The sequence below is a fragment of the Thermophagus sp. OGC60D27 genome, from assembly GCF_052400625.1.
In the GTDB taxonomy this organism is placed as follows: Bacteria; Bacteroidota; Bacteroidia; order Bacteroidales; family Marinilabiliaceae; genus Thermophagus.
The window spans coordinates 38,092-58,228 of sequence record NZ_JBQTGH010000001.1 but is presented as its reverse complement, the minus strand read 5'-3'; the positions used below and the strand labels follow the sequence as shown (position 1 = coordinate 58,228).

General features: G+C 41.1%; 13 protein-coding genes. 12 read left to right on the top strand and 1 reads right to left on the bottom strand.

Going from position 1 to position 20,137, the window contains the following annotated elements:
• Window positions 1-14 precede the first annotated feature (14 nt).
• From ACT29H_RS00215 to ACT29H_RS00175, 9 genes are all read left to right on the top strand, one after another.
• The gene (locus ACT29H_RS00215) at window positions 15-3,392 is read left to right on the top strand and encodes a TonB-dependent receptor (RefSeq protein WP_444819573.1); all 3,378 of its coding nucleotides are present in this window, start codon (window positions 15-17) and stop codon (window positions 3,390-3,392) included.
• A gap of 21 nt (window positions 3,393-3,413) precedes the next feature.
• Complete coding sequence (locus ACT29H_RS00210) at window positions 3,414-4,898, top strand: RagB/SusD family nutrient uptake outer membrane protein (RefSeq protein WP_444819572.1); 1,485 nt, start codon at window positions 3,414-3,416, stop codon at window positions 4,896-4,898.
• Window positions 4,899-5,062: 164 nt separating this feature from the next.
• Entirely contained in the window at window positions 5,063-6,211 is a 1,149-nt protein-coding gene (locus ACT29H_RS00205) for a glycoside hydrolase family 130 protein (RefSeq protein WP_444819571.1), read from the top strand.
• A gap of 233 nt (window positions 6,212-6,444) precedes the next feature.
• Window positions 6,445-7,602: an MFS transporter gene (locus ACT29H_RS00200; protein ID WP_444819570.1), complete on the top strand. Its 1,158-nt coding sequence runs from the start codon at window positions 6,445-6,447 to the stop codon at window positions 7,600-7,602.
• A gap of 343 nt (window positions 7,603-7,945) precedes the next feature.
• Window positions 7,946-8,233, top strand: a complete 288-nt coding sequence (locus ACT29H_RS00195) for a LysO family transporter (RefSeq protein ID WP_444819569.1) — start codon at window positions 7,946-7,948, stop codon at window positions 8,231-8,233.
• Between the two features lie 86 nt (window positions 8,234-8,319).
• On the top strand, window positions 8,320-8,925 hold the full coding sequence (locus ACT29H_RS00190) for a lysine exporter LysO family protein (RefSeq protein ID WP_444819568.1): 606 nt from the start codon (window positions 8,320-8,322) through the stop codon (window positions 8,923-8,925).
• 146 nt (window positions 8,926-9,071) lie between these two features.
• Entirely contained in the window at window positions 9,072-11,402 is a 2,331-nt protein-coding gene (locus ACT29H_RS00185; protein WP_444819567.1) for a glycoside hydrolase family 3 N-terminal domain-containing protein, read from the top strand.
• 249 nt (window positions 11,403-11,651) lie between these two features.
• On the top strand, window positions 11,652-13,490 hold the full coding sequence (locus ACT29H_RS00180) for a sodium:solute symporter family protein (RefSeq protein WP_444819566.1): 1,839 nt from the start codon (window positions 11,652-11,654) through the stop codon (window positions 13,488-13,490).
• A 27-nt stretch (window positions 13,491-13,517) separates the two neighbouring features.
• Window positions 13,518-14,501 (top strand): glycoside hydrolase family 130 protein, encoded by a 984-nt coding sequence (locus ACT29H_RS00175; protein WP_444819565.1) that lies wholly within the window; start codon window positions 13,518-13,520, stop codon window positions 14,499-14,501.
• 179 nt (window positions 14,502-14,680) lie between these two features.
• Here the strand turns inward: ACT29H_RS00175 and ACT29H_RS00170 are convergent, their stop codons facing one another.
• Complete coding sequence (locus ACT29H_RS00170; RefSeq protein ID WP_444819564.1) at window positions 14,681-15,601, bottom strand: helix-turn-helix domain-containing protein; 921 nt, start codon at window positions 15,599-15,601, stop codon at window positions 14,681-14,683.
• Between the two features lie 296 nt (window positions 15,602-15,897).
• Here ACT29H_RS00170 and ACT29H_RS00165 point away from each other — a divergent pair, with 296 nt between their 5' ends.
• The 3 genes from ACT29H_RS00165 to fucU all read left to right on the top strand — a co-directional run bounded on the left by ACT29H_RS00165 (window position 15,898) and on the right by fucU (window position 20,131).
• Complete coding sequence (locus ACT29H_RS00165) at window positions 15,898-17,679, top strand: L-fucose isomerase (protein WP_444819563.1); 1,782 nt, start codon at window positions 15,898-15,900, stop codon at window positions 17,677-17,679.
• A 274-nt stretch (window positions 17,680-17,953) separates the two neighbouring features.
• Window positions 17,954-19,450, top strand: a complete 1,497-nt coding sequence (gene fucK / locus ACT29H_RS00160; RefSeq protein ID WP_444819562.1) for an L-fuculokinase — start codon at window positions 17,954-17,956, stop codon at window positions 19,448-19,450.
• 246 nt (window positions 19,451-19,696) lie between these two features.
• Window positions 19,697-20,131 (top strand): L-fucose mutarotase, encoded by a 435-nt coding sequence (fucU, locus tag ACT29H_RS00155; RefSeq protein ID WP_444819561.1) that lies wholly within the window; start codon window positions 19,697-19,699, stop codon window positions 20,129-20,131.
• Window positions 20,132-20,137 lie beyond the last annotated feature (6 nt).

Below are 20,137 nucleotides of genomic sequence, written 5' to 3'. Positions count from 1 at the left end.
AACATTACAAAGCTATGAAAAAAATTCCTAAGACAGGAATGTGGGACAGTAGTGTCTTCACGAAAACCTTCCGAATTATGCGACTCATATTGTTCTTTATGTTTGTGGGAATATCCCAGATCTTTGCAGAGAACGCTTATGCACAGACCAAAAAGCTAACCATCGATCTTGAAAATGTAAAAGCTGAAAAGGTGCTCGACGAAATAGAGAACCAAAGTAGGTTTTATTTCCTTTACAATGAGAAGTTGGTAGATGTTGATTTTCTGACCTCAGTAAGGCTAGAAGGGGAAGATATTTTTGCCGTTTTGGATTATCTTTTCGCCGGTCGGGATGTCATATATAAGGTGGTGGACAACCAGATTATTCTTTCCAGACGAGAATCTTCCGGCGAAGTTGTTCAGCAATCGGAACAAAGTATTTCAGGTAGGGTAATGGATGAGCAAGGTGAACCCATCCCCGGTGCAACCGTTTCTGTAAAAGGAACCACTCTGGGAACAATTACAGATATGGATGGCAATTATACGCTATCTGTTCCGGCCAATGCTGAAGTTTTAGTGTATTCTTTCGTTGGGATGAAAACCCTTGAGGTTCCCATTGGTGGCAGAGCGCAAATTGATGTTACCATGATGAAAGATTTTGTGGGACTCGAGGAAGTTGTGGTAGTGGGGTATTCTGCTCAGAAAAAATCAACGCTTACCGGTGCAGTTTCCCCGGTGAATGTGGGCGACTTGGGAAAAAGACGGGTCGCTGAGCTGGGACAAGCACTTCAGGGCCAGGTGGCAGGTGTACAGGTGACGCAAAGCACCGGCGCACCGGGGGATGAGATTAATATTAGAATAAGAGGAGAAGGTACCATTGGGAACAACAATCCATTGTATGTTATTGATGGTGTCCCCACCCGTGAACTGACGTTTCTTAATCCTGCAGATATTGAATCAATGACTGTTTTAAAAGATGCGTCTGCAGCCGCCATATACGGTTCCAGAGCATCGGCAGGTGTTATTATCATTACAACAAAAAGCGGATCGGAAGGGGAATCTAAATTTGATATCGGATATTACAGAGGGGTTCAAGTGGCTACCAACCTGCCCGATATGCTGAATGCCGAACAATACATGGAGGTTGTTGAAAAAGCCTGGAACAACGCTGGTTATTCGGGAACCAACCCATATACAGCAGATAAAGGACGGTCCGATTTTGCCGACACCGACTGGCTGGATGAAGTATTTGAAACAGGCTATTCACAAAATATCCAAATGACTGCAAGCGGGGGAAATGAAAAATTACAGTACTTGCTTTCTGCCGGCTATTACAACCAGGATGGAATAGTTGTTTACGATAACGATAAGTATCAACGATATAATTTTAGGGCTAATATTAATAACAATCTTACAGAAAGGATTAAGATTGGTACGAATATGCAATTGTCCTACGCTATTCAGGATAAATTGTCTTCCAAGGGGGATTCTCCCGGTATTATCCGTCATGCATTACTGCGGCCACCCATCCTTTCCGTATATAAAAGTCCGGATGACCCTACCTATTCGGAAGATGATCCTTATACTGACCTGCCGTTCTATCAGTCCGATGGAAGTTTTGAAAGCGATAAATATGAGTGGACCCAAAACCCCGTTGCATTGGCTTACTTTACGGACGATAAACGGTCTCATTTTAAAACTTTTGGAAATCTATATGGTGAGGTTGGGTTTCTTTCAGACCAATCTTTAAAGTTTAGAACCAATGTTGGAATAGATTTAAATTTCTATCACAATAAAGCCTTTTATGAAAATTTTGGGGATGATGACGGCAGCGGTAGTGCAATCGATGAAGGACTTGGTAGACAGAATCGACCCGATGGGCTTGACGAAGTAAGAAGTGAAGGCTTTACTTTGACCTGGAATAACACGCTGAGCTATCAAAAGTCTTTTGATCAGCATTCCGTGAGTGCTTTAATTGGAAGTGAATTTATCACCAATTATGAATCCGGAATAAACGCTTCCAGAAGACGCTATGAATATGACACTGAAAAATTCAGATATATAGATTTTGGAAGTACAGAGCAGGACTTATGGAATGGAGGAAGCGGTTCGGAATGGGCTTTAATGTCCTATTTTGCTTCGGCAACCTATGTCTATGACATGAAATATATGGTTACCGCCAATTTACGTGCCGATGCATCTTCTCGTTTTGCCGAAGATAATCAATGGGGATATTTCCCATCTGTTTCTTTCGGATGGAAGTTGTCCGAAGAATCCTTTATGGAGCAGTTTGATTGGCTTTCTGATATGAAAATACGGACTAGTATTGGTAAACTGGGTAATCAGGAGATTGATAATTACGCATATTTGACTCTGATTAAGAAAGAAGGGGATAAGTATTTGATATCAAGATATGGAAATTCTGATCTGAAATGGGAAACAACAACTCAATATAACTATGGGTTGGATCTGGGGTTGCTTAAAAATAAACTCTATTTGATTGCTGATTATTTCCGCAAAAAAACAACCGATATTCTTTTGCCCATCAATCTTCCAAGCATTGTAGGAGACGTGGATCCCACGATTGTTAATGCCGGCGAGGTTAGCAATAAAGGTTGGGAGTTTGGTGTTACTTATCGAAACAGTGAAAATGAATTTAAGTACAATATTAATGCTAACCTGGCCACCGTAGAGAATGAGGTTGAAAAATTACACCCCAATCTGCCCAGTATAGTGGGGACGGTCACTCGAACAGAACCGGGACATCCTTTAAATGCATACTATGGATATGTGTTTGAAGGTATTTATCAAAACGAAAGTGAAATCAGTCAGCATCTTTTTGGAACTACTAATCCTACGGTTGCACCCGGCGATATAAGGTTTAAAGATTTGAATAATGACGGGAAAATTGATGACAACGACCGTGATTATATTGGTGATCCTAATCCCGGCCTGCTTTACGGAATTAACCTGTCCGGCTCCTATAAAGGCTTCGATCTTTCTCTCTTCTTTCAGGGTGTGGGACAGGTTGACCGTTATAACGACTCTAAAAAAATTGTGGACTATGATACTCGGCCCTTTAACTATACCACTGACGTTTTGAATGCTTGGGACGGAGAAGGTTCTACCAATACTGTTCCGCGCGTGAGCTTCACTGATAATGGAAGTAGCAAGGTGTCTAGCATATTTGTGGAGGATGCCTCCTACTTCAGGTTGAAAAATGTTGAGTTGGGCTATACTCTTGAGGGAATGCCTCAATTAGGGTTGAAAAATGTACGGTTTTACATCTCGGCTCAAAACGTTTTCACCATTACCGACTATTCAGGGCTCGATCCCGAGTCAACTGACCTGATTGATATGGGGACCTACCCTCAGGCACGTTCATTCATAGGGGGAGTAAACCTTGTTTTTTAACCATACCAAAAAATGAATATCATGAAATTACTGCGAAATATATTTTTGTTTTCGGTTGGAATTATGGTCTTCGGTTCTTGCGAAGATTATCTGACAGAGGATCCAATAGGCTTGTTGACTCCTGAACAGGTGGATCTGGAACCCAATAAAACTACGGTGCAATATTCTGTTACATCTTCTTATCAGTTACTTTCCGGTACCCTCAATATAATTGGTGAATGGGCATGGGATAAGGGTACGGTTACCAGAAATGACTTTATCCTGCAAGATATTGCTTCGGATGATATGCAGAAAAAGTGGAATCCGGACGGTGACCAGGCTTGGATGGATGAGCTTAATAATTTTAGCTTTATTGCTTCGAATGGCGGATTTAATGGTCAATGGGCCTATAATTATGAAGGTATTTCAAGATCCAATACAGCCATTGATTATCTGACTGATGATGCCATGATGGAAAAACTTGCGTTTGATGGATCATTACAGGACCGTCTTCTCGGCGAAGCTTATTTTTTAAGAGCATTCTATTATTTTGATTTGGTGACAAATTTTGGAGATGTGCCGCTTATCCTAAAGCCGTTAACTTCTTTTAATGAAGCATATGAAGTGGCAGTCAGAGCAGAGGCTGACAAGGTTTGGGATCAGATTCGTTCAGATCTCAATAATGCCCGTGATTTGCTTCCTGAATCCAAATATTCAAGTGAGGAAGAGAAATGGCGCGCCTCTCTTGGTGCTGTTATAGCCCTTCAGGCTAAAGTGGCATTGTTCAAGGAAGAGTGGAATGAGGTAATTAACAAGGTGAATGATTTGGAAACTTTGGGATTCTACGATCTTAATACCAACTATTTTGACAGCTTCGATGTAAATAAGGAATTTCAGGAGAATGAAGTGATTTTTTGTTACGATCACCAATCTTTACAAAATCCGAAAAAAGGCAATGGACTATGCGCTCTGTTGGGGTGGGGCTTTGTTGCACCGGAAGATAATTTTCTGGAAGAATTTGAAGAAAATGATCCTAGGTTGTTATATACAGTTGATGTTGAATCCAAAAATGTGAATAAAATTTTAGGATCATTGGATGGCACTTATAAAGGCGATGACGATTCTCCCAGTAATAAAGTTTTTATTCGCTGGGCCGATGTTCTTCTTTGGAAATCGGAAGCCCTCTTGAATACCGGAGATACTGAAGGAGCTATTTCGTTAATAAATGCCATTCGGCAGAGGGCAAGAAATTCTATCTCGGCCAATGGAACCTATCCCCCCGAAGGCACATTACCTGATTATGATGTCAACGAAACAAATGTTTCTTTAATTAAGGAATGGTTGATTCATGAGCGTCGTGTAGAGCTGGGATTTGAGTCACATCGTTTCCGTGATCTAAAACGTTGGGGGATTGCCGAAGAGGTATTGGGCGATTACGGATTCAGAGATATTCATTACCTCTATCCAATACCACAAGACGAAGTAGACAGATCCGGTGGAAGCATTGTTCAGAATGAAGGGTATTAAACTTTTTCTGTATCATTAGTTTTCATACTGGATCTTTAAAAGATGAGACAATTTTAAAGGGATGCATTAACGTTGAAAAGCATCCCTTTATGGTGATGATTAAACGGGTAAATATTTCATTCTAATAGAAACCATTAAAGATAAATTATTAAAATTTTTAACTGATGAAAAATGTTTTTATATCTTTGGCTGCAGCCTGTGTTTTTATGGTGTCTGCATGTCAGCCTTCAGGGACGCAGGAGGAAGCAAAGTTTTTGGTGCCATTTACCAAAAATGTTGAAGTGAATCCCTGCCTTGTTCCCTCCGACAGTTTGGAATTTTTCTGTCCGGTTCGGGAATCTGTTGTCAACTGGGAGGAAAAAGATGTATTTAATCCGGCCAGTGCCGTAAGAGGAGATACCGTTTTTCTTTTGTATCGTGCCGAAGACAGCATCGGAAGGTATAATGGCACATCGCGCATTGGTTTGGCGTATAGCCTGGACGGATACAGGTTTGTTAAAAGAACGGATCCTGTTTTGTTCCCCGATAACGATGAATATAAAAAATTTGAGTGGGAGGGAGGCTGTGAAGATCCTCGTTTGGTGGAAGATGAAAACGGGACATATTATTTGACATACACCGCGTATGATGGGGATAAGGCAAGACTTTTTGTGGCTACCTCAAAAGATTTAAGAACGTGGGAAAAACATGGATCAGTGTTTAAGAAAGCCAGTGGGGGAGATTTCGTTAATATGTGGTCGAAAGCCGGTTCCATTGTTTGTCGTGAAAAGGACGGACGAATGGTTGCTGAAAAGATAAACGGAAAATATTGGATGTATTGGGGAGAATCTAACATTTATCTTGCCACATCAGATAATCTAATTGATTGGCAACCGATAATTGAAAAAGATCCTGAAAAAATGAAGCTCGATACCATGCGCCACTATACCGTTCCCTTTAAGATCGTGTTTTCTACACGAAAAGGGATGTTTGATAGTGAATTGGTGGAGCCGGGGCCTCCTGCAATTATTACAGAGCAAGGTATTTTGTTGATATATAACAGTAAAAATAGTCCTTCTTTTGGTGATAAGAAGCTTGCCGATGGGACTTATGCCGCAGGACAGATTATTATGGACAAAAACGATCCGACAAAGGTATTGCATCGAACCAATCAGTGGTTTATTGCACCGGATCAGCCTTTTGAAATTACGGGGCAGGTGAATAATGTGTGTTTTGTGGAAGGATTGGCCCACTTTAAAGGAAAATGGTTCCTTTACTATGGAACTGCAGACTCAAAGATTGCGGTAGCCGAATCTGAGGCAATCTTAAACTAGATCTAATGTTTCAATTCTTTGCGAAGATGAGCTTTTTGGGCTTTGAAGTGAAGGAACGTTGTGCGATTGATATTTTTGAGAGTGTTTTTACTAGTTGAAAAATTGAATAGCCATAGATCCCAGGCGGTATGTGATGACTGTCTGGGATTTATAAGAGATGGGAGGTGATTCCCTGGAATTTTATTATATCATCAATCTAATTTTTATAAGACTTTTAAAACAAGTTTCATGTTATGAGTAGTAATTCATCATTATCAAAAGTCCTGCCCGTTCTTTTCGGTTTCTTCGTAATGGGGTTTGTCGATGTGGTAGGTATTTCGACCAGTTATGTTCAGAAAGACTTTAATCTTAGTGATTCTGTGGCCAACCTGTTGCCAATGATGGTTTTTCTTTGGTTTTTTGTCTTTTCGGTACCCACAGGGTTGTTAATGAATAAACTGGGGCGGAAAAATACTGTTTTGCTTAGTATGGTTATAACAGTAATTGCCATGCTGGTTCCGTGGATCGCCTACAGCTATGGAATGGCTCTTTTGGCGTTTGCATTGCTCGGAATCGGGAATACCATTTTGCAGGTTTCTCTTAATCCGTTGGTGTCGAACGTTGTTAGTCAGGAGCAATTGACCAGTCGTCTTACCCTTGGTCAATTTATGAAGGCGATTGCTTCGTTTTTGGGCCCCATTATAGCCGGTTTTGCAGCCGCTTCTCTGGGAAACTGGAAAATGTTGTTCCCCTTATTTGCTGTGGTCACACTATTGTCGGGGCTTTGGCTTTGGTTGGTGCCAATTCCCCGTGAAGAAAGTGTAGAACAGACGACCTCGTTTGGTGAGGCTTTCGGATTATTGAAGGACAAGACTATTTTGCTGCTCTTTATGGGTATCTTGTTTGTTGTTGGAGTAGATGTGGGTATGAATACCGCTACACCTAAATTTTTGATGGAACGTACCGGGCTGCCTTTGGAACAAGCCGGCCTGGGAACCAGTCTTTACTTTGCCGCCCGTACGTTTGGAGCTTTGACCGGGGCAATTTTGCTGGCCAAATTATCTGCAATGAGATTTTTCAGAATAAGCATGATTTCCGCTGTGGCTGCAATGATCTTAATGTTGTTTAGTAATGGGACGGTTCCGATTTTAATTCTGGTGGCCGTCATTGGATTTGCTATCGCCAATATCTTTTCCATTATTTTTTCGATGGCTTTGCAAAAAAGACCTGAAAGAGGAAATGAAATATCAGGGTTAATGATCATGGGCGTTTCAGGTGGTGCTGTATTACCTCCGTTGATGGGGCTGGCATCCGATGCCATTGGCCAAACCGGGAGTATGTTAGTGATACTGGCAGGGATGCTTTATCTTTTGCTGGCTGCTTATGTGGTGAAAGTGAAAACACAAGATTAGTCGTTCTGAAAGTTTATTTCTTATTATAGATTTCAGGCTTTTTTTTGTTTGAAGGTATACCGGGAAGCTCTCTTTCATTCCGCTTTATCGGTGCTATGTGTCGAAAAAGAACGGATTGCAAGAGAGCTTCCCGGTTTTATAATATGATCTGCGGCCTGAGTTTTCTTGGAAAAAGATGAAACAGGGTCTCTTGTATCAATTCATTGTTGTTGATTTTTCCTATTGGGTAAATGACTGGAAAAGGACGGTATTTGCCTTTATGATTTTTTGGTGCGGACTTTTTCCTCATGGACCAAATTTTTAAGGATATAAAAGTATCGTTTAGTTAAAATCGGTGAGGGATATGATTCCATTTATTGTTGTAGCACTTTTTTTCTTGGGCCTTTTAATTGGATACCTTTTTTTTCGAAACAGGAATAAGTTTCGGAAATTTTTAGATTCTGGTGTTAATTGGACCATTTATTTATTGTTATTTTTATTAGGCATCTCAGTTGGGAGAAAAGAGGAAATACTCAATAATTTTTCAAAAATAGGATTAGATGCTATAGTTCTCGCTTTGGGGGCTATTTTGGGGAGTATACTTCTGGCATTTGTGGTGTATAAATGGTTTTTTGAAAATAGAGAGGGTTGAAGCACTCAAATAGTAGCTTTGGCGGAACAGTAATTAATGATGTCGCCGGGTTATCGATTTTTGTCGTGTTAAAAGAATCGTTTTTTATGAAAGGAAGTTTAATCATAGTATCATTTTTTATACTTGGATTATTGGGAGGAATATATGATATATTTCCTTCTTTTTTGGGGGATGAAGACTTGGTCACTTACACTTTATTCGGTTTGATGTTAATGGTAGGGATGAGTACCGGCGCAGATAAAGAAGCCTTTAAGATATTGTTGCAGATGAATTTTAAGATAATATTGGTTCCTTTGTTGGTGATTGTAGGATCTCTGTCCGGGGCAGCTGTTGTTTCTTTCTTTTTGAAAGATATGGCGATTAATGAAGCAATGGCTGTTGGTGCCGGATTCGGTTATTATTCTTTATCTTCCGTATTTATCAGCCGATTAAGTGGTCCGCAATTGGGCGTTGTAGCTTTGCTGTCCAATATATTCAGGGAGATATTAACCCTGTTGTTGGTTCCTATCATGGTACGCTTCTTTGGGAAATTGGCGGGCATTGCTTCGGGAGGTGCTACTGCTATGGATACAACCCTTCCGGTGATAGTAAAATATTCGGGAAAAGAGTATGGCATTATTGCTGTTTTTAGTGGAATTACGCTGACTTTGTTGGTGCCTATACTGGTGCCCTTAATACTGAATTTGTTTTAAATTTTTTCCAGGTAAATTTTTTAGCTTATAATTGTACAAATAGTGTTTTTGTAGAAGTTTTAACCTTGGAAAATGGTATTTAACCCTTTGCGCCTACCTTCACTCTTATTTTCTATTGTTTGGAGCAACGAATAAAAAACTTTAAGATGCGGAATTGTATTTTGTTTCTCTGGGTATTATTAGTGTCTATGCCCTCTATGTCGGGGCAGATTTATAAAGATCCTTCAAAGTCTGTGGAGACGAGGACCAACGACTTGCTATCCCGCATGACACTCAATGAAAAAGTTGGACAACTACTTTGTCCATTAGGGTGGCCCATGTATTCGAAAATGGACAACCATGTGGCTTGTTCTGATGAGTTTAAGGAAATTGTAGAGCATCAGTCTATTGGTATGTTATGGGCTACGTTCAGGGCTGATCCCTGGACCAAGAAAACATTAAAAAATGGTCTTACGCCTCGATTGGCTGCAGAAACTGCTAATGCCATTCAAAATTATGCAACTGAAAAAACGCGATTAGGCATCCCTGTTTTTCTGGCAGAGGAAGCTCCCCATGGGCATATGGCTATTGGAACTACAGTATTTCCTACAGGGATAGGCCTTGCATCCACATGGTCACCAGATCTTCTTGAACAAGTAGGGAAAGTTATTGCTACAGAAGTTCGTTCACAGGGCGCTCACATCAGTTATGGTCCCATTCTTGATCTCGTTCGAGATCCTCGTTGGTCCAGAGTGGAAGAAACTTTCGGTGAGGACCCCGTATTATCTGCTAAATTAGGGGCCGCCATGGTAAAAGGTTTAGGAGGCGGTAAGTTAAACCAGCCCTACAGCGTTATTTCGACTTTGAAACATTTTTTGGCTTATGGTATCTCCGAAGGAGGACAAAACGGGAATCTTGTAAATATTGGGCAGCGGGATTTGGAAGAAAATTTCCTCCCTCCATTTAAGGCTGCCATTGATGCAGGGGCCTTGTCGGTGATGACTTCCTATAATTCTATTGATGGTGTTCCATCTACTGCCAATAAATATTTCTTGACAGATGTTTTAAGAGACCGATGGCATTTTAATGGCTTCGTGGTCTCTGATCTTGGAAGTATAGAGGGTTTGCATGGTTCACATTATGTGGCCAAATCTATACAAGAAGCTTCAGAAATGGCCCTCTCGGCAGGGGTTGATGTAGATTTGGGAGGAAAGGCTTTTCTTAAGCTTATAGATGCTGTGAAAAATGAAAATATTGATGAAAGTTTGATAGATACTGCTGTGGCCCGGGTGTTACGATTGAAGTTCGAAATGGGATTGTTTGATCATCCATATGTTGATCCTGAAATAGCGGAGAAAATGGTTCGCAATCCTCAACATGTGGCTGTTGCCAGAAGGGCAGCGCAAGAGTCGGTGGTTTTGCTCGAGAACAAAAATAATCTGCTGCCTTTAAAAAAGAATATTGGAAAAATTGCTGTAATTGGACCCAATGCCGACAATAAGTATAATATTCTTGGAGATTATACTGCACCGCAGGAAGACAGTAACATTAAAACTGTTTTAGATGGTATTCGCTCAAAGTTGCCTGCTGGAGCAACTGAATACATTAAGGGGTGTGCTATTAGAGATACTAATCATACAGAGATAGCAAAAGCAGTGGAAGTTGCTGGTCAGGCCGATGCTGTGGTCGTTGTTGTAGGCGGGTCAAGTGCTCGTGATTTTAAAACCGAGTATTTAGATAACGGTGCTGCTGTTGCTAGGGATGAACGTATTAGTGATATGGATGCCGGAGAAGGATACGACAGGGCTACCCTTGATCTTCTGGGCAAACAATTAGATTTATTAAAAGCTTTAAAAAATACTGGAAAACCTCTTATTGTCGTATACATCCAGGGACGGCCTCTGAAGATGAATTGGGCAGCACAAAATGCTGATGCCTTAATTTGTGCTTGGTATCCTGGTCAGGAAGGGGGAAACGCCATTGCCGATGTTATTTTTGGGGATTATAATCCTGCAGGCCGGCTTCCTATTTCGATCCCCCGCCATGAGGGGCAGATTCCTGTTTATTATAACAAAAAAAGACCCGGTACGCATAGTTATGTAGAAATGCCTGCTACCCCGTTATATAGCTTTGGTTATGGCCTCAGTTTTTCCACTTTTAAATACGAAAATCTTACTGTGGAGAAAGTAGGAGAGCATGATTTTAATGTTAGATGCACAGTGCGGAATACCGGAAATTTTCATGGGGATGAGGTCGTTCAACTCTATCTTCGAGACGAATTTTCGTCTATGGTTCAACCCGCGAAACAGCTTAAACAGTTTAAAAGGGTATTTTTAAGAAAAGGCGAAAAGAAGGAAGTGTCATTCTCTATTTGCAGTGATGATTTTTCCATAGTGAATAAAGACTACCAGAGGAGCGTAGAGCCGGGAGCCTTTACGTTAATGGTTGGTGCGGCATCTGATGATATACGGCTGAAGAGCCGTATAATTGTTGACTAATCTGATTGTGATAGATATGATTATTTATTTAATATTGGATTTTTTTATTTTTTAGTGGTGCTGTTAATGAGCATTGACAGAGAATTGTGAGAGATGGTTTTTTAATGGTGGATAAAGATGGTTTTATTAATTTGAAATGAATGGTTGTGGAGAGTCAATCATTTTTTTGTGGGCAGGGAGGGTGAAATTTGATGGACACCATTTTAGATATTGTTTTTATATGATTTGTCATACTATATTTTAATAATCATGAATTTATCACTCATCGACATTAGTATTGTTTTCTCATATTTGGTAATAACTTTATTTTTAGGATTTTGGTTGTCAAAGCGGGCCTCGAAAAACCTTGAGGCCTATTTTCTTGGCGGAAACACGATCAAATGGTACTATCTTGGATTGTCCAATGCTTCCGGGATGTTTGATATTTCCGGAACCATGTGGACGGTTACCATTGTTTTTGTTTATGGCCTAAAAAGTGCATGGATCCCTTGGCTATGGCCTGTATGGAATCAAATTTTTGTAATGGTGTTTCTGGCCATTTGGATGCGAAGATCCAATACCATGACCGGTGCTCAGTGGATAACGTTCCGATTCGGAGAGGGTAAAGGGGGGCGTTTATCTCATATTATTGTGGTGTTGTTTGCCGTGGTCAGTGTCATCGGCTTTATTGCCTATTTTGTTGAAGGGATCGGAAAATTTGCGGCTACCTTTTTTTCTTGGGACTTGTCAACCACCATTCTGGGATTGCATTTAACATCTCAGGAAGTATATGCTTTTATCATTATTGCGATCACTACTATCTATACCATGAAAGGGGGTATGTACAGTGTGGTAAGTACTGAAGTACTTCAGTTCTTGATCATGACGGTCGCTTGCGTTTCAATCGGTATTATTGCCTTCAATAAAGTTACTCCTGAGCAAATTGAGGCGGTTATTCCTCAGGGATGGACCAATTTATGGCCTGAATGGAATCTTAATCTTGATTGGTCTGAATTGTTTCCTCAACTAAATGGAAAGATTGCCCAGGATGGATATCAAATGTTTGGCATGTTGTTGATGATGATGATTCTCAAAGGGGTGTTTGCCAGTTTAGCAGGACCGGTACCCAGTTATGACATGCAACGTATTCTTTCCACAAGAACACCCGCTGATGCCGCTAAAATGAGTGGTTTAACTTCTCTGGTATTGTTTATACCGCGTTATCTTATGATCGGTGGATTAGCCGTGTTGGGATTGGTCTATCTCAAGCCTGAATTAATGAAAATGGGAGCGGAGCCGGACTTTGAAATGGTTTTGCCATTGGCGATTCAGGAGTTTATTCCCATAGGAATTAAAGGGATCCTTTTGGCTGGGCTGTTGGCTGCTTTTATGGGAACTTTTGCAGCTTTTATCAATGCTGCACCGGCCTATTTAATCAACGATTTATATAAAAAATATTTGAACCCTGAGGCTTCCAATAAAAAATTGATTCGTTACAGTTATATGTCCAGTCTTTTGTTGGTCATTATCGGATTGGTATTTGGTCTTTTTGCAAAATCACTGAATAGCCTCACCCTTTGGATTACCTCCTCTCTTTATGGCGGTTATGCGGCTGCCAATGTGTTAAAGTGGATTTGGTGGCGGTTTAACGGAATGGGGTATTTTTGGGGCATGTTGGGAGGTTTAGTGGCCTCCATCATTGTGCCACCGGTTTTTCGTGTTTTTGTGCCCGGGGCTATTGATATTTATATGTTTCCTGTGACATTGATTATATCCATGTCTGCTTCAATTGCCGGAACGTTGTTAACAAAGCCGGAAAGCATGGCGGTTTTAAAGAAGTTTTATAAACAAACACGTCCTTGGGGATTTTGGGAACCGGTAAAAAGAGCAGTGATTGCGGATGATCCTGATTTTGTCCCCAATAAAGATTTTTGGAGAGATTGTTTTAATGTGCTGATTGGGATTTCCTGGCAGATGTCTATGGTGGTATTACCTTTGTTCTTCCTTTCAGGTCAATATCAGTCAGCATGGATTTCTTTGGCCGTTTTGCTTGGAACTTCTGCTGTTTTGAAATTTACCTGGTACGACCATATTAAAAATATTCAATGATAAAAAACGTAGTTTAATCTTTTTGGGATGGAAAAAAGAGATTTAAAGAGTATGATACCATTTCCCTGGGAAGAGCGTCCCCGGGGATGGACAGATGTAATGTGGAGATATTCCGGAAATCCGATTATTGGAAGGTATGACATTCCCGGATCCAATAGTATTTTTAACAGTGCTGTTGTTCCGTTTGGTGATGGTTATGCAGGTGTCTTTCGCTCCGACAACAAAGCTGTCCAAATGAATATTTATGCCGGATTCAGTAAGGACGGGATTAACTGGGATATTGAGCATGAACCGATTGCCATGAAACCCGGCAACACAGAAATGATTGAATCGGACTATAAATACGACCCCCGTGTCGTCTTTATTGAAGATCGTTACTGGGTAACCTGGTGCAACGGGTATCACGGGCCCACCATCGGGATTGCTTATACTTTTGATTTTGTAGATTTCTATCAGTGCGAAAATGCCTTTTTACCTTTTAATCGTAACGGCGTTTTATTTCCCGAAAAAATAAACGGTAAATATGCCATGTTGAGTCGTCCCAGTGATAATGGGCATACCCCTTTCGGAGATATTTATATCAGTTATAGCCCCGATATGAAATATTGGGGAGAGCACCGCTGTGTGATGAAAGTGGCCGATTTCGAAAAAAGTGCCTGGCAGTGCACAAAAATCGGGGCCGGTTCTGCACCCATCCGCATAAAGGAAGGATGGCTCATTTTTTATCATGGGGTCATCAATACCTGTCGCGGCTTTCGGTATTCCATGGGGGCGGCCATCCTGGATGAAAAAGATCCTTCAAAAGTGTTGTTCCGTTCACAACCTTACTTGCTGGCACCTAATGCAACTTACGAATTAACCGGGGATGTCCCTAATGTGGTGTTTCCCTGCGCTGCCATTACACAAGACAACAAAGTTGCTGTTTATTATGGTGCAGCAGATACAGTTGTGGGCGTGGCATTCGGGTATCTTAATGAAATTGTTGATTTTGTAAAAAACAACTCATTATAGCGGCCATGTCGTAATGGTTGGGAAATCCGTAATACATTTTGATTTTGTTAGGCGCTGAGGTGTTTCCTTAATTATTATGGGAAACCAGGGAGGGGGGGCAACTTAATCCCGGAACAACCGGTGTAAAATGGCGTTTCGGATATTACGGTATTTTTTCCAACCAGATTTTTGTACTTATGTTAGTGAGTATACGTTATTTCATATTCTTTTCTATAGCGCGCAGGTGATGTCTTGGTTATCTCCCTGAATACCCTGGAAAAATGAAAACGGTCGGCAAATCCCGTTTCTGTTGCAATTTGATCAATGGAGCGGTTGGTATGGTGTAATAAAACACATGCATATTCGACACGTTTTTTTTTGACGTACCTTTGGGGTGATATTCCGGTCTCTGTAGTGAAGAGTCTTGTGAATGAATTGGTGGCCATTTTTGCTTGTTGGGCAAGTTCGCTGTTTTTTAGTGATTGGTGGAGATTTTTTTCAATAAAACCAAGAACGCTCAGAATTCTATGATCATTAGATCGAAGATCCCATAGTGATTCTGGTACTTCCGACAGGAGATCGCAAATCAACGATTGAATAGCTAGCGATCCATAATAATTAAAACGCCTGTAATCTTCGGTGAGATGCTCTATGATCCTGGATATCTTATCTCTTAGATGATCGGTGAGGTCAAAAACAAAAATTCCGGGAGATACATTGTCATATGGAATTCCAAGATTGAAATGAATAAATAGGTGTAAAACTCCTTCTGTCGTTTCTATAATTTCCTTGTCCTTAAGACTTTCTACACGTCCACCCTCCAGCTCGAAATCGTGTGGTAGGGTTCCTTGCCTCGAGAGCTTACTTTGAAATGAAGTGTTCGGGGTTATTAGTATGATCTTATCCGATGACAAAGAATATTCTTTGTTGTTGTAAATTATTCTTGCTCCATCAATGGTGTTATGATATATACGCCAATAGGGGAAAGCCAGCTCTTTAAACTCCCATTTTTTCAACCACCAATATCGACAACACAATATTTGCAAATGATGACGCGGAAATATTTGAAATACGTCTGATGGATCGCCTTTGTCCGGGGTTTTGCTATAAGTATTTCTCATATTTCTTTAGGTTTTGATGATGTTTGTTCAAAAAATGATGTTTAAAATAGATACAAAAATATAAAATTCAAACATTTGTTAACGTATGGGGATTTCTCAAATTTGTAAATACAAGTGAAGCATCGTTTGTATTGGGAAATTTGTTATGAAACGAGTATGGTCAAGGAAGATAATCCATGCTTTTCCCGACCTTTCGGAGAAAGTATATGTATAAAACTTGGCCATGCCAGTTTTATTTAACCAATGTTTTTAGATAAATTTTATTAATGCAATTAACCATCTAAAGTTAAGGTATTATGGCGAAAAGACTAATAGGCAGTATGCCCAAAGTAGGTATTCGTCCCGTCATTGATGGACGGGAACGAGGCGTTCGTGAATCTCTGGAATCTCAGGTGATGGGACTGGCCAAGGCAGCCGCCCGGCTGATAGAAGAAAACATACGTTTTGCAAATGGTGAAAAGGTGGAATGTGTCATCGCTGATACCACCATCGGTGGGGTGGCAGAGGCTGCTATGTGCGCTGAAAAATTCAGGCAAGAGGGAGTTGGTGTTTCGTTGACCGTTACACCTTGCTGGTGTTATGGCACCGAGGTTATGGATACCGATCCTTTGATGCCAAAGGCCATATGGGGTTTTAACGGCACCGAAAGGCCCGGGGCGGTGTATCTTGCCGCTGCTTTGGCCGGTTATACCCAGAAAGGGTTGCCTGCTTTTGGTATATATGGTCGTAATGTACAGGATGCAGATGATATGAGTATTCCGGACGATGTTAAAGAAAAAATCCTGAGGTTTGTAAATGCCGGACTTGCAGTCGCCGAAATGAAAGGTAAATCTTATCTCTCTGTGGGATATAGTTCTATGGGAATCGCAGGTTCTATGGTCGATCAGCATTTCTTCCAGGATTATCTGGGTATTCGTACTGAATTTGTGGATTCAACCGAAATATTGCGGAGAATTGATGAAGAAATTTATGATAAAGAAGAGTTTGAAAAGGCCCTTGAATGGACCAAAAAGAACTGTAAAGAAGGAGAAGATTTAAATAAACCCCATAACAAGAAAGATGCTTCCCGGAAACAATTGGAATGGGAAACCGTCGTAAAGATGACGCTTATTATTAGGGATATGATGATCGGAAACCCGAAAATAGTAGAAAAAGGTTACCGTGAGGAAGGCCTGGGTAGAAATGCCATTCTTGGTGGTTTCCAGGGACAACGGCAATGGACCGACTATATGCCTAACGGCGATTTTTCTGAGGCCATTCTTAATTCCTCATTCGATTGGAACGGAATACGCGAAGCTTTTGTGCTTGCCACAGAAAACGACAGTTTGAACGGAGTCGCCATGCTGTTCGGGCATCTCCTTTCCAATACAGCCCAAATATTCTCGGATGTACGTACCTATTGGAGCCCGGAAGCCGTAAAACGCGTTACTGGAAAAGAACTGAGCGGTAAAGCAGCAGGGGGGATCATTCATCTGATCAATTCCGGATCTACCACCCTGGATGCCACAGGACAGCAAAAGGATAAGGCCGGCAATTCAGTGATGAAACCATTTTGGGAAATCACCGAGCAAGATGTTCAACGTTGTTTGGAAAATACTCAATGGCCCCAGGCTGACAGAGAATACTTCAGAGGGGGTGGCTTCTCTTCTCAATTTAAAACTGCCGGCGAAATGCCTGTTACCATGAGTCGTATCAATCTGGTTAAGGGACTCGGACCGGTGCTTCAGATTGCTGAAGGATGGACAGTCGATATTCCGGATGATATCCATACCATTCTGGACCAGCGAACCAATCCTACTTGGCCAACCACCTGGTTTGTTCCCAGAACAACCGGTAATGGGGCCTTTAAAGATGTTTATTCCGTTATGGCCAACTGGGGGGCTAATCACGGAGCCATTAGTTACGGACATATCGGTGCCGACTTAATTACTTTGGCTTCGATGTTGAGAATCCCTGTGTCGTTGCATAACGTTGATGAAGATAAGGTCTTTCGTCCCAGCGCATGGGCATCCTTCGGAGAAGATAAAGAAGGCGCCGATTACAGAGCTTGTTCCAATTACGGACCTCTCTACGGGTAGGGTTTGTTCGAACTTGTTTTAATGACATTTAGACGCAAAGCATTTCCGGAGATAATCAGCATATTTGAAATAAGAATTCAATTAAAAACGTCTGATGTGAGCAATTGTAATTTTGGCCCCAGAAGCTTTGCGTCTGTGTTATTGGATATTTACTTTTTGATTTTCTAGGGCTTACTGAGTGGCAGATCCCCTAAATTTTATGGATAATACCATCAAGCCCGATCGCCATACAAATAGGCTATAAAATTAATTCAGCAAAAGACCATTAATATCTATGGACGATATACCTGCAAAAAATAAAGATATTGCTATTGTTTTCGACTGTGGTGCTACCAACCTGAGAGTTATTGCCATCAATACTAAAGGTGTAATAGAGGCTTCCGAAGCGGCTGCCAATGAAACCGATGATGATCCTTTTTTTCCGGGTGGCAGAATATGGAACTTGGGTAAGTTGTGGGGCAAGTTTTGTGGACTTTCCGATAAGGTTATGAAACAGATAAACAGAGATCGGATTGCCGGTGTTACGGTAACCACTTTCGGTGTCGATGGAGCATTCATCGATAAAAATGATGACTTGTTGTATCCGGTGATTTCCTGGCAATGTTCCAGAACTCAGTCCATTGTGGAAACAATCGATCAATACTGCCCGGTTGAACGACTTTATGAAATCAGTGGGGTCTTTCCTTATGCATTTAATACCATCAATAAGATGATATGGTTCAGGGAAAATCGACCGGATGTTCTGGAAAAGGCTGATCGGTTTTTGTTTATGCCTTCTCTCTTTTTAAATAAATTGGGTGGATGTCGGGTGAATGATGCCACCATGCTGGGCACTTCCATGTTGATGGATTTGAAGTCAAGAAGTCTCTCTGAGGAAATACTTACAGTCTTAAAATTGTCACCAGCCCTGTTTGGAACTATTGGCGAACCGGGAGATAGGGTGGGAGAAGTCTCCCCTGAGGCTGCCCGCCTTACCGGATTACCTGAAAGAACTCCTTTATTCCTGGCCGGACACGATACCCAATTTGCTATTTTTGGATCTGGTGCCGAGTTGAAACAACCCGTTCTCAGCTCCGGTACATGGGAAATTCTAATGGCTCGCAGTAACTATTTTACGGCTTCTCGATATGAGTTGGAAGAAGGGATTACTACCGAAGCTGATGCAGAAGCAGGAATATATACCATTGGACAAAACTGGTTAGGCTCCGGAGTGCTGGAATGGTTTACAAGACATTTCTATTCCGGCTTGAAAGGCGATCAATTGTACGAGACATTAATAAAAGAAGCAGAAGAGGTGGAGCCTGGTGAACATGGGCTGATGATTGATCCTTCATTCTTTAAAAATGGGGATGCCAATGGAGGCAAAATTCACGGATTGACCATTCATACCTCGCGTGGGCAAATAGGACGTGCAATCCTGGAAAGTCTTGCATTCCGATTACGTGAAGGATTGGAAAAACTTCAGACTGCCGGTCGTTTTTCGGCCAATCAAATCATCTGCGTGGGTGGAGGCTCAAAAAACAGATTATGGAATCAGATACGCGCTGATGTTTGCAATACTCCCATTTGTCTCATTGATCAGAAGGAAACAACCGTCTTAGGTGCTGCACTTTTTGTTTTTGCTGGCGCAGGATGCGCCTCCAATGTACACGAGGCCCGGAAAAATATACCCTTCAATCCCAATATTATTGAGCCTTCTGAAAAAGTGATGACTTATGAAAAATTGTATCAAAGATATATTACTTTTAAGGACAAATTGATCGGTATTTGATTTCTTATTAGTCCATTGCCGGTGATTGTAAAGTGAAATTTTCATCAGTATAAAATTTGTTTCATTCATTGGTCGGATGGAACTCGCATGATTTTAGGTTTTTTACATTCTCTTTTGTGATCAACTTATTTGATCATGTCCGTATCAACCTTGCAAGGTATTGTTACGTTGAGTATATCTAACCTTCCGTTGAGTCTTTGAAGGAAGTTAAGGATGATTGAGCAATAACATTTAAATTCCATTGATATGTTAAAAGGAATATCACCTCTTATAAGTCCTGAATTATTAAAAGTTTTGGCTTCCATGGGACATGGCGATGAAATTGTTCTGGCCGATGCTCATTTCCCCGGAGAAAGTGTCAACGCCAATACATTGAGGGCGGATGGGATACGGATCCCCGATCTGTTGGAAGCGATTCTTCCACTTTTTGAACTGGATAGTTATGTGCCTTGTCCCGTGATGATGATGGCACCGGTGGAGGGAGATCTGCTGGATCCGGAAGTGGAACGGTCCTATCTGGAAAAGATAAAGAAAGAAGTCCCGGCCATTGATTCGGTAGAACGTATGGATCGTTTTGCGTTTTACGAAAGGGCCCAATCAGCTTTTGCCGTTGTAATAACAGGCGAAACCGCAAAATATGGAAATATTTTACTAAAAAAAGGAGTTACACCTGTTAAATAGAATCGT